The 23,385-nt window shown below is 40.9% G+C and carries 18 protein-coding genes, 1 tRNA gene and 2 rRNA genes; 6 read left to right on the top strand and 15 right to left on the bottom strand.

The genetic code is table 11. The features are described from left to right. The 3 genes from EGC86_RS09555 to EGC86_RS09545 form a co-directional block, all read left to right on the top strand. Positions 1-89 (top strand): 23S ribosomal RNA (locus EGC86_RS09555); the annotation flags it as partial. A gap of 198 nt (positions 90-287) precedes the next feature. Next, a 5S ribosomal RNA gene (gene rrf, locus EGC86_RS09550) occupies positions 288-403 on the top strand. A gap of 1,459 nt (positions 404-1,862) precedes the next feature. Then, positions 1,863-1,939, top strand: a tRNA-Trp gene (locus EGC86_RS09545). A 728-nt stretch (positions 1,940-2,667) separates the two neighbouring features. Here the strand turns inward: EGC86_RS09545 and EGC86_RS09540 are convergent. The 6 genes from EGC86_RS09540 to aspA all read right to left on the bottom strand — a co-directional run bounded on the left by EGC86_RS09540 (position 2,668) and on the right by aspA (position 10,609). Continuing rightward, complete coding sequence (locus tag EGC86_RS09540) at positions 2,668-3,720, bottom strand: porin (protein ID WP_123777353.1); 1,053 nt, start codon at positions 3,718-3,720, stop codon at positions 2,668-2,670. Positions 3,721-3,959: 239 nt separating this feature from the next. Then, positions 3,960-4,685: a fumarate reductase iron-sulfur subunit gene (locus tag EGC86_RS09535; protein ID WP_011636162.1), complete on the bottom strand. Its 726-nt coding sequence runs from the start codon at positions 4,683-4,685 to the stop codon at positions 3,960-3,962. Then, the gene (locus EGC86_RS09530; protein ID WP_123777352.1) at positions 4,682-6,691 is read right to left on the bottom strand and encodes a fumarate reductase flavoprotein subunit; all 2,010 of its coding nucleotides are present in this window, start codon (positions 6,689-6,691) and stop codon (positions 4,682-4,684) included. Before EGC86_RS09530 ends, EGC86_RS09535 begins: the two co-directional genes overlap by 4 nt. A 197-nt stretch (positions 6,692-6,888) precedes the next feature. Continuing rightward, complete coding sequence (locus EGC86_RS09525) at positions 6,889-7,614, bottom strand: fumarate reductase cytochrome b subunit (RefSeq protein WP_059744834.1); 726 nt, start codon at positions 7,612-7,614, stop codon at positions 6,889-6,891. A 138-nt stretch (positions 7,615-7,752) separates the two neighbouring features. After that, complete coding sequence (locus EGC86_RS09520; protein ID WP_041412770.1) at positions 7,753-9,054, bottom strand: anaerobic C4-dicarboxylate transporter; 1,302 nt, start codon at positions 9,052-9,054, stop codon at positions 7,753-7,755. A gap of 112 nt (positions 9,055-9,166) precedes the next feature. Continuing rightward, entirely contained in the window at positions 9,167-10,609 is a 1,443-nt protein-coding gene (gene aspA / locus EGC86_RS09515; RefSeq protein ID WP_123777351.1) for an aspartate ammonia-lyase, read from the bottom strand. A gap of 515 nt (positions 10,610-11,124) precedes the next feature. Between aspA and ansB the strand changes: the two genes are divergently transcribed. Continuing rightward, positions 11,125-12,183 carry an L-asparaginase 2 gene (ansB, locus tag EGC86_RS09510; protein ID WP_123777350.1) on the top strand — a complete coding sequence of 353 codons (1,059 nt, stop codon included), beginning with the start codon at positions 11,125-11,127 and terminating at the stop codon, positions 12,181-12,183. Between the two features lie 868 nt (positions 12,184-13,051). On the opposite strand, the gene EGC86_RS09505 is transcribed toward ansB, so the two are convergent. From EGC86_RS09505 to EGC86_RS09495, 3 genes are all read right to left on the bottom strand, one after another. Continuing rightward, the gene (locus EGC86_RS09505) at positions 13,052-14,413 is read right to left on the bottom strand and encodes an L-serine ammonia-lyase (RefSeq protein WP_123777349.1); all 1,362 of its coding nucleotides are present in this window, start codon (positions 14,411-14,413) and stop codon (positions 13,052-13,054) included. 67 nt (positions 14,414-14,480) lie between these two features. Then, the gene (locus EGC86_RS09500; RefSeq protein ID WP_059744827.1) at positions 14,481-15,740 is read right to left on the bottom strand and encodes an aromatic amino acid transport family protein; all 1,260 of its coding nucleotides are present in this window, start codon (positions 15,738-15,740) and stop codon (positions 14,481-14,483) included. A 196-nt stretch (positions 15,741-15,936) separates the two neighbouring features. Then, on the bottom strand, positions 15,937-16,614 hold the full coding sequence (locus EGC86_RS09495) for a helix-turn-helix transcriptional regulator (protein ID WP_011636172.1): 678 nt from the start codon (positions 16,612-16,614) through the stop codon (positions 15,937-15,939). A 543-nt stretch (positions 16,615-17,157) separates the two neighbouring features. Here EGC86_RS09495 and EGC86_RS09490 point away from each other — a divergent pair. Both EGC86_RS09490 and rimI read left to right on the top strand, forming a co-directional pair. Then, positions 17,158-17,532 carry a hypothetical protein gene (locus tag EGC86_RS09490; protein ID WP_011636173.1) on the top strand — a complete coding sequence of 125 codons (375 nt, stop codon included), beginning with the start codon at positions 17,158-17,160 and terminating at the stop codon, positions 17,530-17,532. Continuing rightward, positions 17,519-17,977: a ribosomal protein S18-alanine N-acetyltransferase gene (gene rimI, locus EGC86_RS09485; RefSeq protein ID WP_123777348.1), complete on the top strand. Its 459-nt coding sequence runs from the start codon at positions 17,519-17,521 to the stop codon at positions 17,975-17,977. The genes EGC86_RS09490 and rimI overlap by 14 nt, the downstream gene beginning before the upstream one ends. A 74-nt stretch (positions 17,978-18,051) precedes the next feature. Here rimI and lipA read toward each other — a convergent pair whose 3' ends face one another. The 6 genes from lipA to mltB form a co-directional block, all read right to left on the bottom strand. Continuing rightward, positions 18,052-19,017 (bottom strand): lipoyl synthase, encoded by a 966-nt coding sequence (gene lipA, locus EGC86_RS09480; RefSeq protein WP_011636175.1) that lies wholly within the window; start codon positions 19,015-19,017, stop codon positions 18,052-18,054. Then, entirely contained in the window at positions 19,017-19,667 is a 651-nt protein-coding gene (gene lipB / locus EGC86_RS09475) for a lipoyl(octanoyl) transferase LipB (protein WP_123777347.1), read from the bottom strand. Before lipB ends, lipA begins: the two co-directional genes overlap by 1 nt. A 103-nt stretch (positions 19,668-19,770) precedes the next feature. After that, a complete protein-coding gene (gene ybeD / locus EGC86_RS09470; RefSeq protein WP_011636177.1) occupies positions 19,771-20,037 on the bottom strand; it encodes a DUF493 family protein YbeD in 267 nt (88 codons plus the stop codon). 155 nt (positions 20,038-20,192) lie between these two features. Then, positions 20,193-21,401, bottom strand: coding sequence for a serine hydrolase (locus tag EGC86_RS09465; protein WP_123777379.1), 1,209 nt, complete (start codon positions 21,399-21,401; stop codon positions 20,193-20,195). 156 nt (positions 21,402-21,557) lie between these two features. Further along, positions 21,558-22,370: a septal ring lytic transglycosylase RlpA family protein gene (locus EGC86_RS09460; RefSeq protein ID WP_123777346.1), complete on the bottom strand. Its 813-nt coding sequence runs from the start codon at positions 22,368-22,370 to the stop codon at positions 21,558-21,560. Continuing rightward, positions 22,360-23,373, bottom strand: coding sequence for a lytic murein transglycosylase B (gene mltB, locus EGC86_RS09455; protein ID WP_102036012.1), 1,014 nt, complete (start codon positions 23,371-23,373; stop codon positions 22,360-22,362). Before mltB ends, EGC86_RS09460 begins: the two co-directional genes overlap by 11 nt. Positions 23,374-23,385 lie beyond the last annotated feature (12 nt).

Genomic DNA, 23,385 nt, shown 5'->3' with positions numbered 1-23,385 from the left:
GTAGGAGACTACTACGTTGATAGGCAAGGTGTGTAAGCGTTGTGAGGCGTTGAGCTAACTTGTACTAATGACCCGTGAGGCTTAACCATACAACCCAGATGGGTTTTACTGACCTTAGTGTTAGAATGAGGCGCTTAAACAGTGGTCATAAAATGCTCCATGCGTTTATGACATCAAGTACATCCGTGTACTTGTCGAACTCAAGATTCTTAATAAGAGTAAAAGCAATCAGCTTTCCGAATTATTATTTAATGCATCAAGAATAGTGCGTTAGATAAACAAATTTGTCTGGAAACCATAGAGCTGTGGCACCACCTGATCCCATTCCGAACTCAGAAGTGAAACACAGTATCGCCGATGGTAGTGTGGGGTCTCCCCATGCGAGAGTAGGTCATTTCCAGGCGCCTAATTGACTTGAAAGAGTCGTGAAACAGCCCGCTATTATGTAGCGGGCTTTTTTACGTCTGTCATTTGTTGAAATTACGGTTTGGTTAATATGAGCATAATGCTTGTGTGGACGATATGCCCATGCTAAATAGGTCATTTTCAGGCGCCTAATTGACTTGAAAGAGTCGTGAAACAGCCCGCTACATAATAGCGGGCTTTTTTACGTCTGTCATTTGTTGAAATTACGGTTTGGTTAATATGAGCATAATGCTTGTGTGGACGATATGCCCATGCGAAATAGGTCATTTCTAGGCGCCTAATTGACTTGATAGAGTCGTGAAACAGCCCGCTATCATATAGCGGGCTTTTTTACGTCTGTATTTTGAGGGGTTGATTGTTGATTGCATCACATTGTTGTATAGATGGCATCAAAAAGGCTATCGCTCTCTTAATGCAAGACAACATCAAACGATAGGATAGTCGTGGCTCAGCAGGTGCGAGAGCGATAGTTGGCCAGTTTAATTGCTCGTTATAAGGCTGCGAGTTTACTGTATTGTAGCTTAATGAAACTGTACACCGATATGAGGTAAACTTGCCTGAAGATTAAACGATGTAAAAAGTAATGAAGACTCAACCAACTTACTCAACAGAATTTAAAATAGCTACCGCTAACCTTGTGATTAAACAGGCGACACTATCCGAGAAGCTTGTGATGCAACCGGTGTAGGCCTAACGGCGATTAGACGTTAAGTAACCCCGCTAAGACAAGAATTTAAAGGTGTTACCTCATCAGCTAATGCCATCACTCCTGAACAAAAACGAATTCAAGAGCTCGAAGCCCAAATTAGGAATATTGAATGGGAGAAAGATATCCTAAAAAGGCTACCGCTCTCTTAATGCAAGACAACATCAAACGATAGCGTCAATTGAATCGTTATCGAGAGAGTAGAACATCGACAAACAGCTTTGTCATTTGTTTGGAATATCGCGTGGTAGCTAACATTATCATCTCAAACATCGTGGATTAGTAAAGCCTGAGTGTGAGAAGTTACGCCAGCAAGCAATTGCAATCCACCGTGATAGTCGTGGCTTAGCAGGAGCTAGAACAGTAGCTGGCTAGCTTAATCAGTTTGGTGAAAATGTTGGCCGTTATATGGTTGCTAGATTAATGAGTGATGCAGGACTCATCAGCAGTCAATCCAAAAAGCATCGTTACAAGATAGCGAATTATGAGTCTACAATTGCGTCTAACTTGTTAAAGCGGCTGTTTAACGTTGACACTATAAACCGGGTTTGGTTTGGCGTGCGGATGTGACGTACGTTTGATCTGGAGCCAAATGGCTCTACTTAGCTGTATGATCTATACATAAATTGACTAGATTGGCTAACTTGCCTGAAAAAACTGCAATTGAGCACTTTATTATAAAAAGTACTTTACCTTTGGTGGTGGTTTTAGCATAATGCCCCTCGTCAACAGGGGTGTAGTTCCAATTGGTAGAACAGCGGTCTCCAAAACCGATGGTTGCGAGTTCGAGTCTTGCCACCCCTGCCAAATAAAACAACGGCTTGCATAGAAATATGCGAGCCGTTTTTAATTGTGTAAAATATAGCTTAGAAAAAGAAAGTTTAACATCTGCATTGCTGTTATTACCCTTGTCCCCTTGTCCCTTTGTTATTTATATTCTTAGACTTATGAGTATAAAATTTTTGTTTCTCTCTTTATATGGGCTTTCTTGTTCCTGTTTCACTTTCATTGTAGCTAAGAGAAACCTGACGTTTCTGAGTTAACCTGCTGTTTTTTCATTGGTGATGGAAATGCTTGTCGCTCTTATGTGCATTTTTATTTAGTTGACTACTTCATGTCATCCTCATTAGTCCTTTATTTGTTTCTTATCCATTGTCCTTGGAAAACGATTAGTCAGTAGAACTCAGCAAAGCTTAGGTTTGTATTTTCCTGGATCATTTTTGACAATTTCTTGAACTACTGTCAGTAGTATTTTCGATTTATGCAGTGAATATTCCGATGTTTTATGGATAATTGACTACGGAGAATTAACATTATGCGTTAATCCTCCGTAGCTTGTTCTTAACGGAATATCAGGGGGGGGGGTAGATTTATACTGTTAGTGTATTTAAAAGTAGTAGTTAACCATGTTAACCATGTTAACCATGTTAACCATGGTTAGTTTGCTCATGCTTACAGTATATAATGGCACTCTAATAAATATAAGCTTCTTAGGGCGCCATTACTTTTACTGAATCATGAAGTTCATTTACGGCTTAAAACTTATAATCGAAGTTATAGCGCATACCGATCATAATTTGATCATCAGTCTCTTGGTATTCAAAGTCTTTTTTCTGATATTCGATGAAGGTACTGAATTTCGATGTTTTATGCCATTCAAAGGTGGTGTTATAGGCATTATAATTGCCTGAGGTGATATTGTTGCCACCATCATCGTATTTGGATACCCCCAGTTTAATTTTATAGGTTTCATTGATGAAGTAGCTTGCGACTATATCAAGAGTTGAACCATCGGCGATGTCTTTGTCTATGTTTTGATAAGCAGCTGCTAGGTACAGTGACTCAAAGTTTTTAGCTAAGGTGACACCTACGGTATTTTCATCTGTACCGTCTTCCAATTCTTTTGTGTAAAACGCTGCGGCTATGTAGATTAGGTCTGTTTTGTAACGTAAACCGGTGTTAAAGAAATCACTCCCATCACTTCCTTTGTTACCATCGAATTGCGCATCAGCAGAAAACAAAATATCGCCGAATTGCTTTCTATAGGTCACTAGATTGTTAAGTCTAAATGGACTTGCACTATCATAGGCTATTGGGGTTCCTGAACGATTGAAGATATCGACAGGATCGTAAATAATTTCTTGTGTTACTGCTTGCTTACCAATAGCAAACCGACCTAAAAAACCTTCGATTCCAACATAGGCTTTTCGTGCATCGCCAAAGTCACCATCATTTCTTATATCAACTTTAAACTCGCCTTTAGCAAAGGCCATTAGGCCATCTCCTAATTGGTATTCCGTCGCAAAACCAATCCGTGAGTTAGCATCTCCAACATCCCACACATCGTCTGAATTGGTATGGGTAAGACCGAATGTCGGACGTAGAGAACCATAAAAATTAAATTGAGTATCAGAGAGCAAAGATGACTCACTGTCTTGGGTTTCAAGCGTGGCGAGCCTTTGCTGAATTTGTTGTAGTTCAGCTCGTAACTCCTCATTAGTATCGGTGTTGTTATTAGCTTGAGTTGTGAATATGGGAGCCGCAAAGCTCAGCATAATAATTGCAGATTTTAGTTGGGACGGTTTCATTTATGTTTCCTTACATAACAACTACTAGTGTTCTGCTACTGGTTTGGTTACCGATTAAGCACTGGCTAGTAGTAAGGATGTGCACTTGTGACAGTGCGTGAGCAGGTGCCTAGCGACAATGCAAAAGCTCCCACATATTTACTGCAAACAGGGACGCCTGTTTGCAAAGTTTTAATGCTGTATTGCCCTCATCAATCTCGCCAAAGCAGCAAGCTCTTTGATTAAAGGACTTTTTTTGACTAGAGAATTGTCGAGGCCATTTTTCGGCGTAAGTAAGCAATTTGCTGCATGTGGGGCAAGTCTTTAGGGCAGTTATCTTGGCAACCTAACAGCGTCATGCAGCCAAAGACTCCATCTTGATTGCCGATAACATGGTAGAAGTCGTCTGCGCTGCGGTTGTCTCTACTATCCATTTCGAAACGGGCAATTTTCATCATGCCTACTGCGCCCACAAAGGTGTCTCGCATTTGTTTGGTGGCACATGCAGAGACGCAGACACCACATTCGACACAGCGTTCCAATTCATATATCCGCGCGGCTTCTTCTGGTGCCATTGGATTTTCTAGGCGATGCATGTCTTGATCGTCCGGTTTAGGATGTAACCAGAGCTTTAATCGCTCGGCTAATTCACGCATAAATTTCCCGGTGTTTACCGACAGGTCACCAATCAGTTCAAAGCCAGGTAGAGGCATTAAGGTGATTTCACCATCAGGGTAATTTGCCGTTAAGGTACGACAGGCAAGAGTTGGGAAGCCATTAATCACCATGGCGCAACTGCCACAAATACCTGCTCGGCACACAAAGTCGAACTGTAACGAAGTATCTTGTTGTTCACGCAGTTGATTTAATGCGATAAACACTGTCATACCATCTGTTTCGGTTAATTCGTAACGTTCCATTTTTGGCTTATCTTGGCTATCTTGTGGATCGTAGCGGAAGATATTAAAGGTGATTTTTCGGCTCATAATGATTTATTTCCTACCGGTTGAGATGGTATGACTGCTAATGTATCGCTAAGACGTTCATTAGCTGGTTGTAGATGGCTAGGTAGCGTATATGGCATCAATGCTTGCTGCAGTGCATACCTATCTGGGGCGTTGCCAAGTTCTGCCGTTATTTTGTTTATTTCTTGAGTCCGTTTTTCAGTATCGGGATGGGCTATGTTGTTATCGTTGCCGTAACCACGGTATCCAGGAGGTAACTCCATTTTCATTACATCGAGCTTCTCATAATGTAAAACGGGTTCTAATGACTCGTCATTTGGCCAGGTAGCCAATGTACGATTTAGCCAATCTTTATCATTGCGTTGTGGATAATCTTCTCTAGAGTGGGCTCCACGGCTTTCGGTGCGTGCAGCAGCCCCACAGGCGACAGTTAAGGCTACTTTCAACATTCTGGTGACGCGCAGAGCTTCAACTAATTCAGGATTTGAATGACGTTTTTTACACTTAAGTCCTAGATTTTTTGCGCGTAGAAGTAATGCTTTAAGCTCGGCTATAGCCTTGTCTAGTTCAGGACCATTTCGAAAGATGCCGACGTAATTCATCATGATACGTTGCATTTCTTTTTTTATTTCGAAGGGGTTCTCTGTACCTTTACCGTCGACTAAGTTATCGATTTCATTTTGTAACTTATCGAGAAATTTTTGGGTGAGGGCAGTATCAATTTCTAAGGCATTTTGTTCACAGAAATCGGCTACATATTTACCGATGATCATGCCGCCTACTACGGTTTCTGCCACAGAATTACCACCTAAACGATTAAAACCATGCATATCCCAGCACGCAGCTTCTCCAACACTAAATAGTCCTTTAAGTTGTGGGCTTTCACCGGTGGCATTAGTACGAACGCCGCCCATAGAATAATGCTGGGTAGGTCTTACAGGGATCCACTCTTTGCAGGGATCGATTCCAAGAAAATATTCACAAATTTCTTTCACTTCGCGCAGATTGGTTTCAATATGCTCACGACCTAAAATGGTTATATCTAACCAGAGATGTGGCCCATAAGGACTGTCATCTCCTTTACCTTTGCGAATGTGTTCGGTCATGCGGCGAGATACCACATCACGGGAAGCGAGTTCCTTTTTCTCTGGCTCGTAGTCTGGCATAAAGCGATGACCGTCTTTATCGCGTAGTATGCCGCCGTCACCGCGACAACCTTCAGTGGTGAGAATTCCTGCTGGGACGATGGCTGTCGGATGAAACTGTACCGCTTCCATATTGCCTAATGTCGCGACGCCAGTTTCGAGTGCTAACGCTTGGCCTATACCTTCGCAGATAGTAGCATTAGTCGATATTTCATAAATTTTGCCGTAACCTCCAGTCGCAATCGTAGTTGATTTAGCCACATAGGCGCGCAGTTCTCCGGTCACTAAACAGCGTGCAATGACTCCGTGGCAACGCTTACCATCATGGATCAGTGATAAGGCTTCAATCCTTTCGTGTACTGGAATACCCATCGATATTGCTTGGTTATCTACCGCATACAATAATGAGTGGCCAGTACCATCGGCGGTATAGCATGTTCGCCATTTCTTGGTGCCGCCAAAATCTCGAGCATTGATGAGGCCATGAGCTTCTTCTGCTTCATGTAAAGTCACTTTTTTTGCATTCATTATCACATCGCGCGGACCAGCAGAAATTCTAGACCAAGGCACTCCCCAGTTTGTCAGTTCACGTATGGCTTTGGGGGCGCAATGGGCAAACATACGTGCCACATCTTGGTCACAACCCCAGTCAGACCCTTTGACCGTATCCTGAAAATGTATGTCTTCGTTGTCACCCATGCCTTTAACTGTATTGCCAAGGCTTGCTTGCATACCGCCTTGAGCAGCCGCGGAATGTGAACGTTTTGCCGGAATAAGCGATAATACCAGAGTGTCTAGGCCGCGTTCTTTGGTGGCAATAGCGACTCTAAGGCCTGCTAGCCCGGCACCAATGATTAATGAGTCAGTATAAATAAGTTTCAAAATCAGCTCCTTATCTAATAATCTAGATAATATGTATGAATTTCCATTGCGCCCCTGCGATAGATGTAATGCACCTATTCGTCAGTGGAGGGTCTGTGTGTTGAGGCTTAGCTTTGCGATTCAGGGGACTCATTTTGTTATTGACTCTGGCTGTTTGTTGCCAGGCAATCACACTTAGCGTCCCCTTAGCATGCCTACTACTTCGGAATAAAAGGCTGAACGGGTAGTGTCAGTTCACTGCCAATAGAGATGTAGGTAATGAGGCTTAATGAACCTAAACAAAGTAAATAGATCATTAACACCTGGGCAATGGTGCGTATGAGAGAACGGTTATTGCTCACTCCCCATTTTAATATCACTCGGTATAAGCCAATTAAGCCATGTACTAATACAACCGGAAGGAATACCACATACAAGATCCAGGCATGTCCGTTATAGACGCGGTCGGCTGAGAGGTGTGGACCAATTTCAGGATCTAAAATCATGGTTGCAAGATGTGCTGAGACTAAGAAAAATAAGATGAATCCAGTGATCATTTGCCAATACCAAGCGCGAGTGTCTTTGTGCTTTATGTTGGACATAAACCCACGAAGTGCACGCCACTGGCCGAGTTGTACCGGAAAGCGACGTAATGCCAGCGCCGCGTGAACGACGACGATAACTAAAATAAATACTGAAAAAATTTGTGTCACTAGTGGCCAACCGTGCCCAGTAGCGCTAAACATGCCACCTTCAAGTACTTGTACGAAGCGGTAGAAGGTTTCTTTGCCTAATAAAATGCTTGCCTCAAAATGCATATGCACTAATAAGAAAGCGCCCAGTAAAGCCCCTGTCAAACTTTGTAAGCAGTCGGCTCTAGCTGACCAGGCTTGTCCAAATGGTCCACCATTGATGGCGGTTGGAACGCGCGTTTTTTCTGACATTAATTCACCTCTTATAAGATTTGTTATGATGTAAATGCGTAAGCATTACCCCAAAACAAAGTCTCTATATAAAGATTAAAAGAACAGGGTTAATCCATTTTCTGGATTAGCCCTTCGATAACATTGCTTAACATTGAGCTATATAATCATGCCGCCAAATAAGAACGCTAACGCGACACTGGTAGCAATTGTCACTACACCAGGGATGAGGAATGGGTGGTTAAATACCGCCTTACCAATTCGAGTTGAGCCAGTGTCATCCATTTCGACAGCTGCCAGTAGCGTTGGATAAGTAGGTAGTACAAACAACGCACTCACAGCAGCAAAAGAGGCAACGGCAGTTAAAGGGCTCACACCAATGGCTAATGCCGCAGGCATTAGCGCTTTAGTTGTGGCCCCTTGTGAGTAGAGCAACATAGAAGCGAAGAATAGTGTTACCGACAATAACCATGGCTGGCTCTGCAGTAAGGTTCCTGCAAGGTCTTTGATTTCATCAATATGGTTTGCAACAAAAGTATCCCCTAACCATGCAACGCCTAGCACACAGACACAGGCAGACATACCTGACTTAAAAGTGGCAGCATTAGAAATTTCGCTAGCGTCTAATTTACAAAAAATCGTAATAGCTGCAGCAGCAGTTAGCATAATCACCATGATGGCTGAATCGCGAGGCAATACCGGATTAACAATTAATCCCACTTTGTCGGAAATCGCAGTGGCATAAATCATCACAGCCGCAATAGCCATTAAAAAAATCACCACTGAACGTTTAGCACCGTCTTTAATGTTTATTTGGGTAGCACCACGTTTTTTGATTAATCCTTTAGCCAAACGGTCTTGGTAAATCGGATCTTCTGCTAGCGGTTTACCCATTAAATTGGCTACTACGGCCCCGACCATACAAGCGAGAAAAGTGGAGGGGATACATACTGCTAATAGCACTAAATAGTCCACTCCAAGTGGCTCTAGGATGCCAGAGAAGAACACTACTGCCGCTGAAATAGGTGAGGCAGTAATGGCGACTTGAGATGCTACAACTGCGATAGATAGAGGTCGAGATGGACGTATACCTTGTTCTTTGGCTACTTCTGCTATAACAGGTAAAGTTGAGAATGCTGTGTGGCCCGTTCCAGCAAAGAGTGTCATGAAATAAGTGACGACGGGTGCTAGAAAGGTAATTTGCTTTGGATGTTTACGTAGTAATTTCTCTGCTAGTGAGACGAGGTAGTCCATCCCTCCCGATACTTGCATGGCTGCAATGGCGGTGATCACCGACATAATGATTAGGATTACATCAATCGGGATAGTCCCTGGTGTTAGCCCAAGTCCAGCTGTCAGTATCAGCACTCCGACACCGCCAGCAAAGCCGATCCCCATGCTCCCCATTCTTGCACCTAGGTAAATAGCCCCAAGTACGATAATTATCTCTAATATAATCATGGTATTAACTCTTTGTTATTTTGATTGTCATATTCTGCTTAAGGTTAATTATGCAGAAGCTTATTGTTTAATAATCGAGTTTGGGTTGGAGAGAATCTCCAACCCAACAGAGTTACACTTTGGTTTTGCTAGTATTTCGTTTAGCCTGATACTTAGGATGCATTAGGTTTTCTACAGAGAGGATTTCATCGAGTTCTTCAGCTGTTAATAAGCCTCGTTCTAGCACCACTTCACGGACATTTTTACCCGTTTGGGCACAAATTTTGCCGATAATGTCGCCTTCATGATGACCGATGAACGGATTAAGATAGGTCACGATGCCAATAGAATTTAATACATGATTCATACAGACATCAGGATTGGCTGTGATCCCTTCAACACACTTCTCACGCAGTGCGATACAGGCATTCCCCATAAGACTTAGCGACTCAAACATCGCCTGGCCAATGACAGGTTCCATTACGTTAAGTTGTAACTGGCCGGCTTCTGCGGCCATAGTGATCGTAATATCGTTACCGACAATTTTAAAAGCCACTTGGTTAACCACCTCTGGGATCACAGGGTTGACCTTGGCAGGCATGATTGACGAACCGGCTTGTAGCTGAGGCAAATTGATATCATTGAATCCTGTGCGTGGACCCGATGAAAGCAAGCGTAAATCGTTACAGATTTTGGACATTTTAATGGCCATACGCTTAATTGCACTGTGCAGCATAACGTAGGCGCCACAATCCGATGTCGCTTCAATTAAATCTTCTGCTGGCACATATTCACGTCCAGTAATTTCAGCCAAATGTTTAATGGCCAATGAGGAGTACCCTATTGGAGTGTTTAGACCAGTACCAATAGCCGTTGCGCCTAAATTCACCTCAAGTAATAATTCTTGGCAACGTTTAATTGATTTAATTTCTTCGCGCAGTGTTACAGCAAAAGCGTGAAACTCCTGGCCTAATGTCATAGGCACAGCGTCTTGTAACTGAGTGCGGCCCATTTTTAATACGGTCTTGAATTCTGTAGCTTTAGTGTCGAAGGCACTGATGAGGTCGGTTAATGCCTCTAACAAAGTATCTGTGCTGTTGACCAATGCAATTCTAAAACCTGTTGGATAAGCATCATTAGTGGATTGACACTTATTAACATGGTCATTAGGGTTGATGACATCATAGCGGCCTTTTTCTAGCCCCATGAGTTCCAATGCAACATTGGCTAATACTTCATTGGTGTTCATGTTGACCGAGGTACCAGCACCACCCTGATAAACATCTACTGGGAATTGGTCGACAAATTGACCTGTAGTGAGGATCAGATCGCAGGCTTCAATAATTTTATTCGCAATCTCGGGACTTACAGCCCCTAATTCGCTATTAGCCATGGCAGCCGCTTTTTTTGTTAGCATCATGCCTCGTACTAATTCAGGTGCGTCTGAGATTTTTTGATTACTTAATTTAAAGTTTTCCATTGCACGTAATGTGTGAATGCCATAATAAAATTCATTAGAAACTTCTTTAGTACCCAATAAATCTTCTTCGATACGTGTGCTATTAGTGTTTTTCATTTCTATCCTATTAAATCCTGTTAATAGTAAGATATATTTTCGACCTTGAGCTATGGTATGTGTATATAAGCTTAAATTGCATATCAAAAATAACTCTTCGAAAATATGAAGGGGAACTTTCCCCTTAACTATTGGCTGAGAGGTTACCCCTTAAGGAGTATTTAAATATAGATGGAGATCACTTATTTGTATCTGGTTAAATATTTTGTTTAGTTGTTAGATAAATATCTCAACTGAATTGATTTGTGTGATCTATTACTGTTTGATCTAAGTTGTATGTTTAATTGTTATTTTTTTGTCAACTTATGATTTAAAAGTAGAAATGTTTTTTTGTAAAAGTATTGTGTTAGTTAAAAGTGTATTTATTTAAAATGTTTTATTATTTTATTTTATTTTATTTTTTGATTAGATTGTTATTTGTTCTTAGTTGTTAAAATTAGTGATAACTATCACGGTGAGAATTTAATAATAGTGCACACTTGTGAAGTGTTTATTATTAATAAAAGGAAGTTAGTATGAAATTTTCTATACGTAAGCTCTTGCTATCGGTTACCTTAGGGTTATTTCTATCCTCTGCGGTGCAAGCGCTTCCACAGGTTCGAATTATTGCCACAGGTGGAACCATTGCTGGAGTGGGCCAATCGGCTACTGAGTCAAATTATCAGTCTGGAGAGGTCGGGGTTAATAGCTTAATAGCAGCTGTGCCGGAGATAAAGTTGCTTGCCGAAATTCAAGGTGAACAACTCGTTAAAATTGGTTCGCAAGATATGAACGATAAAGTTTGGTTAGACTTAGCCAAACGGATTAATATTTTACTGGCTGATAAAAATGTCGATGGAATTGTGATTACCCATGGCACTGATACTTTAGAAGAAACTGCTTACTTTTTGAATCTAACTGTCAAGAGCGATAAGCCTGTAGTGCTGGTTGGTGCAATGCGTCCATCCACTGCTATGAGTGCCGATGGACCTATGAATCTGTATAATGCAGTCGCCATTGCCGCTAATCTAGAGTCTAAAGGCAGAGGTGTTTTAGTCGTGATGAACGATACAGTACTTAACGCCCGCGATGTAACGAAGACTAATACTACTGGAGTACACACCTTTGCCGCGCCTAATTTTGGCCCGCTTGGTATTATTCATAACAGTAAGGTTGAGTATATGGGCAGAACGGAACGTCAACATACGACTCAAACCCCTTTTGATATCAGCAAGCTCGATATTTTACCAAAGGTAGGTATTGTTTATAACTACGCTAATGCTAGTGATTTACCTGCTAAAGCTATGGTTGAAGCGGAGTTTGACGGCATTATTAGTGCGGGTGTAGGTAACGGCAACATTTATCACTCTGTATTCGATACACTCATTAAGGCGAGCAAAAAAGGCATATTGGTTGTTCGCTCTAGCCGTGTACCGACCGGTGCCACTACTCTAGATGCTGAAATAGATGATGCCAAATACGGCTTTGTTGCTGCTGGTAATCTTAATCCACAAAAAGCCCGTATTTTGTTGATGTTATCGTTAACTCAAAGTAAAGATCCTCAACAGATCCAGCGTTGGTTTCAGCAGTTTTAGGTACTAGCTGAGGCACTAAACACTAGATTAAATCTACATTTTTATGAAGCCAGTAGTCACCCCTACTGGCTTTTTTTATGTACTTTATTCTTGTTATAGCGTCAATCTTTCTAATAAAAATAACATAACACTCCCTACAATATGCTATGCCTGTAGTGCAGCAGTCTTAATAGTCAGTAACCTAGTTAGTACACCTTGGTTAACGCTATTTATAAAGTATTTTATTAGGGATCCCCCCCAAAAAACTTTACGGAACAAGCCTAAGTAACAATTAATAGATTAATCTTAACAGAGTAATCTATTAAAGTGCTCGAGGGAATACAGGTGGTCAACGATTATCTGAGTATGCTTATACTCATTGTCTAAATGGGTAAAAAAGACGAGAGTGTTATTGGCAGTGTTAATCGTAATATTTATTAGTAGATAAATATTACGATTGTATTTAACTAAGCGTTAACTACAACTTATGTATGAATTGAATAGATGGTTAAAGTTGTTTTTGACTTTAAACATTCATTACGAGAATTAAGTTTAAATGCTAAAGATTAAGAGTGTCAATCAGGCATCGCTAATTTGTAAGATGAGCTAATTACTTCTCATCTTACAAATGCATGAAATAAACAGCCACAACAATTTCAGTAGCTATGATGATTTAGATGATTTTAAATTAATATTGTTCCGTTTCAATCTGAACGAGTTGTGAAAGCGAAAGTTTTTTATATGAGCTCATTCGTATTTTTAAACTCTGAAATAATATCAAATTAAATATAGATCTGGTTTTGTTTTTGGTTTTTATTTTTTATTTTTTAATTAAAATAAAATCATATAAAGTTACCAGCAATAAAGATTGCATCTAATATTTTTAACATCAGCAAAGAACTTTGATAGCTAATCCACCCAAAGAGGTTTCTCTATATTTAGAGTTCATATCCTTACCTGTTTCCATCATTGTTTCGATGACTTTATCAAGAGACACGAGAGGATCTGAAGAACGACGTAGTGCCATACGTGCAGAGTTAATCGCTTTTACTGCGTTAATTCCATTACGTTCAATGCAAGGTATTTGCACCCTTCCAGATACAGGATCGCAAGTCAGTCCCAGGTTGTGTTCCATACCAATTTCTGCAGCGATACATACTTGTTCAGGACTACCACCCAATAACTCAACAAGCCCAGCAGCAGCCATTGAACAGGCAACTCCAACCTCTCCTTGGCAGCCAACTTCCGCTCCTGAAATGGAAGCATTCTGTTTAAATAATCCACCAATAGCCCCAGATGCCGCCAGAAAACGCATATAGTCTTTCTCGGTAACTCTATGGATAAACTTGTCGTAATAAGCAATTACTGCTGGGACAATACCGCAAGCCCCATTAGTAGGTGCTGTGACAACTCGGCCTCCAGATGCATTTTCTTCGCTCACTGCAAAAGCAAACATATTGACCCAATCAATAACAGCCATAGGGTCATTAGATGTAGATTCAGAAGCCACAAGTTGTTGGCAAAGCGCAGCAGCACGACGAGGGATCCGCATTGGTCCTGGTAGTACCCCTTGGGTATTCATACCGCGATCCATAGATTCACGCATCGTTTTCCAGATATGGGTAAACTGAGCTTGAATATTACCGTCTGGGCGCAGCGATTTTTCATTCTCTAACACTAAAGAGCTAATCGATAATCCTTCAGTTTTACAATGTCTAATCAATTCTTCAGCTGTAGAATATTCATAAGGAACTTTTACTAACTGTTCCTCTTGTTTGCCGAAATTCTCTTCATCAACAATGAATCCGCCTCCGATAGAATAGTAAGTCTTGGAGAGCACTTTCTCGTTTTCTATCCATGCGTGGATTTGCATGCCATTTTCATGCAGTTCCAAATTTGTATTATGGAAGTGGATGCTTTTATTATAAGGGAAGGACACCGTATGACAGTGCATGCCTACAGGAAGCCTTTCACTTTTCTCCAGCCGTGCAATAAAACCGGGGATACTTTCGATATCGACATCTTCCGGTAGATTACCCGCTAGACCCATAATAATGGCTATATCTGTGTTGTGACCCTTTCCTGTGAGTGACAGTGCGCCATATAAATCAACAGTAATTCTCGTGATTTCTCGAAGCTTGCCTTTCGAACGTAACTCATCGATAAACTCTTTTCCTGCTTTCATTGGTCCGCCGGTATGAGAGCTTGAAGGTCCAATACCCACTTTATAAATATCGAAAACACTAATCATATTGATTCCTTTGCAAAAGCTTCTATACCTAGAAGCTTTTGTCATAGTTTATGAATGGATAGAGCTGTTAAAATATGTCGTAAAGAACAGAGCTGATAGCAGCTAAGCCGCATATAACCGTAAAAATTTGAACAGGAAGTGATGTTTTATATTTAGCCATTGCAGGAACTTTATGCATCGCAAAAACGGGCATTAAAAATAGAATCGCAGCAATCATTGGAGCGCCTACTGCCTCAATCATTCCTAAAATACTTGGGTTAACGATAGCAACCACCCATGTAGACAGCACAATGAAAGCAAGTGATACTTTTTCAATGATATTTACTGAAGCAGTGGTCCGGCACTTAATAACCCCAACCAGACCTTCGTGCGCACCAAGGAAGTGGCCAAAATAACTGGAGGTAATTGCTGTAAACGCCACAATAGGACCCATAAGAGAAATCATTGGAGATTCATGTTCATTGGCCAGGTAAGACAGGATAGAAATATTTTGTTCTTTAGCTAATAGTAGCTGTTCCGGTGACAAAGATAGCACCACTGAAAATACAAAGAACATAACAAATCCCATCAACATCAACGCAGCACCACCTGTAATAGCGTCAGTTTTTTCTACTGCATTTTGGCCATACTTTCGACGTTGCTCTTTCGTGAACTGACTGATGATAGGGCTATGATTGAACGAAAAGACAATAAGAGGAATCGATAGCCAAATAATCGATGGCATAGATGACCATTCAGGCGATACTTCCATCATCGAAGTATTCCAGTCTGGGATTAAATAAATCGATAGTGCCAGCAACAGAAACACTAATGGATAAACTAGAATAGAAGTGACTTTCAGCATAAGTTCTCTACCAAAAACGACACCGCCCGTCATTGCCAGAATCAATCCTCCAGATAATATCCAGCGTGGAATTGAAGCTATACCCATCTGGTTTACCATAAAGGAATCTACGGTATTAGTGATCCCCACCCCGTAAATTAGAACGATAGGAAAGATAGCAAAAAAATAGGCAAAGGAAATCAGGTTGGCACCTGTTTTACCAAAGTGCTCCTCAACTGTGTCGGTAATATTCGATTCTGGTTTCGTTGACGATAGCACAAACCGAGCCAGAGACTTATGGGCGAACCATGTCATAGGAGCTGCAATTAAAGCTAAAATAACGAGAGGCCAAAAACCACCTGCTCCAGCTTTAATAGGAAGAAAAAGAACTCCTGCACCCACCGCCGTGCCAAAAAGAGAAAGGCACCAAGTAAAATCTTGATAGTTAAATCGACTCTGATCTACAGGTAAGAAGGAGTCATTTGTTAATGTTCTTGAGCTCATATTAATACACTCACTATATTGATAATAATTGATTCGACAACGGTTCTGTCTCAGATTTACCCATAGGAACTGAATCATATGGCTCTTGTTTTGCAAATATTACGGAATCCCGTTCAGTTCAGAATAATGTGCTCTGAATCAACTATCTTTGCATGCCAGTCCAATGTGTAACTTCTAATTTCATTACCACTTTTTGTTACGTTCTAAACTCGCGAATATACTTATAAATAGCATGACGCGTTATTCCTAGCCGTTCTGCAACCGTGTTTGTTGCCTCTTTAAGTTCGAAAATTCCGTTTTCAAACAGCAGTTTGGTTATGGCTTTATTTTTCCCTTTCAAGTTGATTTTTTCGTCGTTTTCAACTTGAATAATTGCGTTTTCAAGCGCCTTTTCAATTAATTCACTTGGAGATGAACTAAAGTTCTCATTAACACCGATTGAAGCGCTTGCCGTCTCGGGCATTAATGTTTTAATGATTTCGGTAAATGGGTAGGATAAGTTGGCATTAACACAAAATAATCCTATTGGTTTTTCATTCTCCCCAGCGAGTACACATGTTGTAGATTTCAGTAAAGATCCGTCTTTGATTCTAGTGAAATAGCTTTTGGGTGTCGCATCTCCTGTTTTCTCAAAAGCGCGAAGCATTTTCAGACCCATATCGGTAATCGGTGAACCCACGGTTCGGCCGGTATGATGTCCGTTGACAATTTTAACGACGGAATGCTCGAAGCTTTCGAATGAATGGACCACCACTTCACAATGAGGCCCTATAAATTCCGCTACGGTTTCTGCCAAGCGGAAATTGGATTTCATAAATTCTTTGTCTTTATCTGTAAACACAATATTGAATGATTTGTATGCGTTCATAGTCATGTAAATACCACTAAAGTTAACTAAAATTGGTCTTAATTGACCATTTATATACTTTTAATGCAATTAATCGTTCGAGCTGATAAGACGTATAAGACAATAATGGTCAGATTGAGTCAATAAGATAGTTACATATAGTTAATTTTTGTGAGGTGTATTGCTATTTTTATGTGTGCAATGCTTGTTTTGGTTACATCTAGTTAACTTTGGCTTCGTGTACATAAAAATATTAACTCGAAAGAATACGGTGATATAAAGTTAAAAAAATTTAACAGATTTGATCTTGACCAATACCGAGCCTAAGACAGACGAAAGTGATCAAGCAAACCCTGGAAGGCTATTTCTATCGATTTTATTGAGCGGAGAAATTTTGATCAGATTTATTGTGAATCTACATCTCTTTAGAGGAACAACAATCAAGTGCCGTTATTGGGAGTAAGTTGTTGTTTAAGGTGTGTGTAATCTCACCTGTTTGGGCTAAATTACCTTAAACCTTATTTAGTTAACTGTTATGCTTGCAAAAGTATCCTTGTTTTTGAGAGTCCGATGGATAAATCTGCTTTTTTAGATGCGATGAATATTACTCGCTGGCTCAGTGCCGATAAACCGTTAAAGCCTTACTTAGTGTTGCATGATCTCGATGCCGACTTATCTGATCAAATGTTTATTCATGATGTACTGCGTTTATTAAACGTTGATATTGATCAGTGCGAGTTTGATTGTGAAATGATCAAAGGGCCGCAGGTGATATGGGATATGCGTAAGACAAAAGTTCGTCCTCGCGTTGCTTGGGTTGTAAGTGCGCCGCTAACAGACCTTCATGCTTTGGCTGATGAAAAACGCCATTTATGGCAGCAAATATCTCAACATTTAGATAAAATCCAGCAATTAAGTAAGGGCGAGACCAATGAGCAACATTGATAGTCACTTCATTGTGCCCCTTGGCGTTGAGCATGTAACTGTAATGGCTAAGATTGAAAACCAAGCTCACACTCATCCTTGGTCCGAAACAGGCTTAAAAGAGTGTTTCGGGCCTTTATATCGAGTATTGGGCATTAAGCTGCAAGATGGTTTGTTGGGTTTTGCGATAGTACAGCAAATTATAGATGAGGCGACGTTACTCGATATTTGTGTGGCACCAGATAAACAAGGCTCAGGGTTTGGCTCGCTATTAATGCAGCAATTGATTGATGATGCGAAAGATGCGGGTGCAGTTGTGCTGATGTTAGAAGTTCGTCAGTCAAATGAGGCGGCAAAATATTTATATGAGAAAGTTGGTTTTATTGAGTCAGGCAGGCGTAAAAATTATTACCCTACAGATGATGGTTATGAAGATGCCATTTTAATGGATTTAGCATTGAGTTAATTTTTTGCGTGATTCAATTGAATACAAAAAAACAGCGCTAATTGAGCACTGTTTTTTATTTGGGAGAAGTAAGATTACTTAACTTCTTTACCTTGAGCTTGTAAGTCTGCGTGGTAGCTTGAGCGAACAAGTGGGCCACAGGCTGCATGTGTGAAACCAAGTTCATCAGCTAACGCTTTCAACTCATCAAATTCTGCTGGTGGAACATAGCGTTCAACGGGTAGATGAAATTTAGACGGTTGTAAGTATTGGCCAAGCGTGAGCATTTCTACGTTGTGAGCGCGTAAATCTCGTAATACTTCGGCTATCTCTTCGTTGGTTTCACCTAAACCCATCATTAAACCAGACTTAGTCGGAATAGTTGGATGACGCTCTTTAAAGCGTTTAAGTAGGTCTAATGACCACTGATAGTTAGCACCTGGACGTGCTTTGCGGTAATGAGCAGGAGCCGTTTCAAGATTATGATTAAATACATCAGGAGGCTCGGTCGCTAAAATATCTAATGCTGCATCGATACGACCACGGAAATCAGGAACAAGAGTTTCAATCTTGATTTCAGGGTTTAATAAACGAATTTCGCGAATACAGTCCGCAAAGTGCTGTGCACCACCATCCCGTAAATCATCACGGTCAACAGAAGTTATCACCACATATTTTAACTTCATGTCTTTAATCGTTTGGGCTAGTTTTTTAGGCTCGTCAGCATCAGCTTTTAGCGGACGACCATGGGCCACATCACAAAAAGGGCAACGACGGGTACAGATTGCACCTAAGATCATAAAGGTTGCTGTGCCGTGGTTAAAGCATTCTGCTAAGTTAGGGCAAGATGCTTCTTCACAAACTGAGTGTAATCCGTTTTTACGTAATGCCGCTTTTATCTCGAGAATACGTTGATTTGAAGAGGGTAATTTTACTCGTAACCAATCCGGTTTACGCAGCATAGTTTCGCGCTCTGATGGCACGACTTTTACAGGAATTCGTGCGACTTTATCGGCATCACGTAATTTGACACCTGGTTGTAATCTTTCAGGCCTATTCATTATTCTGCTAATCCTTGATGATGTACAAGTTGTTGATAGCCCATAATTTGGCTAAAGGTTTGGATTAATTTATCGCCAGCTTCAAGCACAGTTTGTGGACCACCTAATGCTTTACATTGCACCATTTCTAAACCGGCATATCCGCAAGGATTGATACGCTGAAACGGGGCTAAGTCCATATCGACATTTAATGCTAAGCCGTGAAAAGAGCAGCCTTTACGGATGCGTAATCCTAAAGAGGCAATTTTTTGTTCTGTGACATAAACACCAGGAGCGTCGGCTTTTGCGTAAGCATTAATAGAGTAATAAGCGAGCATATCAACAATACTTTGCTCAATATTGTTCACTAACTGTCTAACGCCTAGTTTATTACGTTTGATGTCAATAAGTGGATAAACCACTAATTGTCCTGGACCGTGGTAAGTAACTTGGCCACCGCGATCGACTTGAATAACTGGAATATCACCAGGGTTGAGTATGTGCTCGCTTTTACCTGCTTGGCCTTGGGTAAATACTGGTGGATGCTCAACAATCCAAAGTTCATCTTGGCTGTCGCTATCACGAGTGTCAGTATATTCCTGCATTGCATGCCATGTCGATTCATAGTCTTGCATGCCAAGATGGCGGATGTGCAGTGTTTGTGCTTGCAAGGGCAACGTCTCCCCCAGATAAATGGTGTGTGTCCATCGAGTCAATGGTTTAATTCTTGAGTATTATACTCAAGTTTATGAGTAAAGAAGACTCTTTGGGCTCTTACAGTACGCGTTTTACACCTTCAATTGCGGCAAGATCAATATACGCTTTTTCAATATGTTCTTTGCTGGTAACTGTAATACGGATGGTCACTGAATAGTAACTGCCTTTACTTGATGCCTTCACGCTTGGAACATAATCACCGGGAGCAAGTTGTTGCGCTACAGCAACAACACGATCGGCTAGGGTATCGTCAGCATCACCAATCACTTTGAAAGGGCACGAATTAGGAAATTCCATCACTTGGTCAAACGTTGTATTTAACATTAACTTACTCGATTCTGTTTTGGTGTTACTAATATGGTGGCAATTATACCCGATTCAAGCCCAGTAGATCTTAAAAAATTAAAGCCGCTGATTAGGCGGCTTTAATTAGTTGATTCACTAATGGATTCATGAATAGATCATGTAAATCTGTTTAATTACTCAAACCAACTGGCAAACATTTGCTTAAAGTAATCCATTAACTTACTGAACATACCGCCTTCTTGAACTTCATTCAATGTCACTAGCGGGAACTGAGCAATGTCTTTTCCATCAAGCTGGAAAAAGACGCGACCCACGGTTTCGCCTTTAGCAAGTGGGGCTGTTAGTGGCTTAGTTAATTCAAAGTTAGCCTGTAAATCTTTTGCTTTACCACGGCTAATAGTAATAGGGGTGTCGGTCATAACACCAAGATCAACTGTTTCTCTATCGCCATACCAAATTTGTTGAGTTACGAAGGTATCGCCAGCTTTGTATGGTGTGATTGTTTCGAAAAAACGGAAACCATAGTTGAGTAGTTTCTTACTCTCAGCTTTACGTGCAGATTCACTCGATGTGCCCATCACAACGCTAATAAGACGCATGCCTTCGCTCGTGCCTGAAGATACTAGGTTGTAGCCTGCACCTGATGTATGGCCAGTTTTAATACCATCAACGTTTAAGCTTTTATCCCATAACAAGCCATTACGGTTATATTGCTTAATGCCGTTATAGGTAAAAGACTTCTCTGAATACACTTTATATTCTTCAGGTACATCACGGATCAGCGCTGCACCTAAAATGGCCATATCATAAGCTGTCGTTTTATGATTTTCTGAGTCTAAACCATGAGAGTTTTCAAAGTAGCTATCCTTCATGCCTAATTGCTTGGCCCATGAATTCATTAAATCAACGAATGCACCTTCTGTACCAGCAATGTGCTCAGCCATAGCAACACAAGCATCATTACCCGATTGGATAATAATACCGCGGTTTAAGTCGTGTACTTTGACGGTTTTACCCACTTCAATGAACATTTTAGATGAGTCAGGGAAATTCTTTGCCCACGCGTTCTTGGTAATGGCTACATCATCATCTAATGAAATATTACCGACACGGATTTCATGGCCAATAACATAACTGGTCATCATTTTTGTCAGACTTGCTGGGTTTAAACTTTCGTAGGCATTTTCTTCAGCAATGACTCTGCCAGAATTATAATCCATTAGCACGTAAGCTTTAGCGGCAACACTCGGCGCATCAGGTGTCACCATAGGTGCGCGATTGGGTGTAGGACGTATATCTGGTTGTGGCGTTGCTGCGAGTGAAGAAAAACAGACAACTGATGCAAAGAGCATCGTTGTTAATTGAGCGGTTTTGGAAGTCATCATGAAGTTAGCACGTCTCTAGTTAGTCGAAGAAAAGACAAAGATCGATTGGTATAATTTTTCGATTATACATTAGTAGGCAGTCATTTCGCATTAAGGTTCATTCATCCAATGTAAATGAACCTTAATGTTACTCTTTATCACCAGTATTATGGCTTACGGTACGATAAAGCTTTGCGGATAACCATCAATTTGCACACGATCGAGCAACTTATTAGTTAGATGAATTTGTCTGATCGGGCCTAACTGCAATCTGTGCATGCCATTTATCGAGGTCACGCGAGAATTCACGGCATATTTGGTTTCTAACTGCTTAGCCAACATATTTATACGCAGTTTATCTTGAGACGCTGCAACTTGAATAAAGTGATTGTCATCATCTTTTAAATCGCTTATTACTCGCTCTTCTGGTGAGGGAATGTAAACGGTTTCAATGGCGACTTTTGCGGTTCCTCTGGCCAGCATGCCTAAGTGGTAAGCAGCAGCATAAGATAGATCAATCACTCGACCATGATGAAACGGTCCGCGGTCATTTACCCTAACAATAATTTGTTTATTGTTGTCTAAATTGGTCACTTTGACATAACTGGGTAAGGGCAGGTTTTTATGCGCGGCAGACATAGTGTACATATCATAAGTTTCGCCATTAGAGGTTAAATGACCATGAAACTTTGAACCATACCATGATGCATGACCTTGCTCTTTAAATCCCTTTCCGCTGTCGAGTACTTGATAGCTTTTGCCTAATACGGTGTAGTTACGATTACCTTGTCTGCTATAAGGTTCGTATTTAGGTTGGGCGTTTTTAACCAAGCTCACATCTGGTGCATCATCAGGATAACGATCGTTAGCCATTTGATAGCGGCTTTTTTTCCCTGAAGAGGTCTTTTTAGCATCATTTGACGAGCAGCTAATGAGAAAGATACTGCTCAACATGATTAATAAGATTAAACGGTAATTAATTGCCATGTTGATTTACCGATTTGTGGTGGGCGTTAAGTTGTTGGCTAAACTGATAAACTGCCATTGCATATAACGGGCTGCGATTATAGCGAGTGATCACATAAAAGTTTTTAAGCCCGAGCCAGTATTCAGCGCTTTCAGCTTGATCTAGTTTAATTAACAATGCAGCTTGTGATGCATCAATATCTTGATTATCTGCCAAGCTTAATGTTGGGCTAAGAATGTCTGATACCTTGTAGTGAAGCTTTTCTTTGGTCCAAACATTCGCTTTTGGGGCTGTGCTTGATGTGTGATTTAGTAATAGCGCCACAGGCTGACCTTTTTGCCAACCGTGTTGATGAAAATAGTTAGCCACACTGCCAATAGCATCTGCTTTACTGGTTAATAAATCTCGTCGACCGTCGCCATCAAAGTCAACAGCGTAATGACGGTAGCTAGATGGAATGAATTGACCATAACCCATTGCTCCAGCATATGAGCCTTTTAAGGTGTCATTATCGAGCTTTTCTTCTTTAATCAACGACATTAAATTGGCATATTCACTGCGAAAGAACGTGGCGCGTGGTGGGTAATGAAAGCCCAACGTGTACAGAGCATCTTGCACACGATAATTGCCTAAGTAACCACCATAGAATGTTTCAATGCCAATAATGGCCACTATAATTTGTGGATCGACATTAAATTGCTTAGCTGCTTTATCGATGGTCTGCTGGTTTTCTTGCCAAAACTCTAGCCCTTTTTGCAACCGTTTGTCGGTCAAAAAAATAGGATAATATTGGTGCCAAGGTTTCGCTTCCCAAGGTTTTGATATCGCGTCAATAATGGTTTGATCGAAGCTTGAAGACGCTAAAAACTGCTCGACTTCTTGTTGCTTGAATCCTTGTTTTACTTGTTCAGCAATAAAGGTTTTCTGTAATGCTTGAGTGTCTGTTTCGGTCACTGCATTTGCGTTAAAAACAGTACCAATAAGTAATGCTAAGCTGGCGATTTGAACGGTTATCTTTGTCATGGTTAACGTTAA

It is taken from the genome of Shewanella frigidimarina (genome assembly GCF_003797125.1).
Taxonomy (GTDB): Bacteria; Pseudomonadota; Gammaproteobacteria; order Enterobacterales; family Shewanellaceae; genus Shewanella; species Shewanella frigidimarina.
This window is presented reverse-complemented; position numbering and strand designations above follow the sequence as displayed.

Bases quoted from the DNA above. Each gene is read 5' to 3' on its own strand.
- mltB (WP_102036012.1), bottom strand. From the start codon at position 23,373: ATGACAAAGATAACCGTTCAAATCGCCAGCTTAGCATTACTTATTGGT.
- EGC86_RS09500 (WP_059744827.1), bottom strand. From the start codon at position 15,740: ATGAGCTCAAGAACATTAACAAATGACTCCTTCTTACCTGTAGATCAG.
- lipA (WP_011636175.1), bottom strand. From the start codon at position 19,017: ATGAATAGGCCTGAAAGATTACAACCAGGTGTCAAATTACGTGATGCC.
- EGC86_RS09460 (WP_123777346.1), bottom strand. From the start codon at position 22,370: ATGGCAATTAATTACCGTTTAATCTTATTAATCATGTTGAGCAGTATC.
- EGC86_RS09490 (WP_011636173.1), top strand. From the start codon at position 17,158: ATGGATAAATCTGCTTTTTTAGATGCGATGAATATTACTCGCTGGCTC.
- rimI (WP_123777348.1), top strand. From the start codon at position 17,519: ATGAGCAACATTGATAGTCACTTCATTGTGCCCCTTGGCGTTGAGCAT.
- EGC86_RS09540 (WP_123777353.1), bottom strand. From the start codon at position 3,720: ATGAAACCGTCCCAACTAAAATCTGCAATTATTATGCTGAGCTTTGCG.
- EGC86_RS09535 (WP_011636162.1), bottom strand. From the start codon at position 4,685: ATGAGCCGAAAAATCACCTTTAATATCTTCCGCTACGATCCACAAGAT.
- EGC86_RS09505 (WP_123777349.1), bottom strand. From the start codon at position 14,413: ATGATTAGTGTTTTCGATATTTATAAAGTGGGTATTGGACCTTCAAGC.
- EGC86_RS09495 (WP_011636172.1), bottom strand. From the start codon at position 16,614: ATGACTATGAACGCATACAAATCATTCAATATTGTGTTTACAGATAAA.
- EGC86_RS09525 (WP_059744834.1), bottom strand. From the start codon at position 7,614: ATGTCAGAAAAAACGCGCGTTCCAACCGCCATCAATGGTGGACCATTT.
- ybeD (WP_011636177.1), bottom strand. From the start codon at position 20,037: ATGTTAAATACAACGTTTGACCAAGTGATGGAATTTCCTAATTCGTGC.
- EGC86_RS09465 (WP_123777379.1), bottom strand. From the start codon at position 21,401: ATGACTTCCAAAACCGCTCAATTAACAACGATGCTCTTTGCATCAGTT.
- ansB (WP_123777350.1), top strand. From the start codon at position 11,125: ATGAAATTTTCTATACGTAAGCTCTTGCTATCGGTTACCTTAGGGTTA.
- EGC86_RS09520 (WP_041412770.1), bottom strand. From the start codon at position 9,054: ATGATTATATTAGAGATAATTATCGTACTTGGGGCTATTTACCTAGGT.
- aspA (WP_123777351.1), bottom strand. From the start codon at position 10,609: ATGAAAAACACTAATAGCACACGTATCGAAGAAGATTTATTGGGTACT.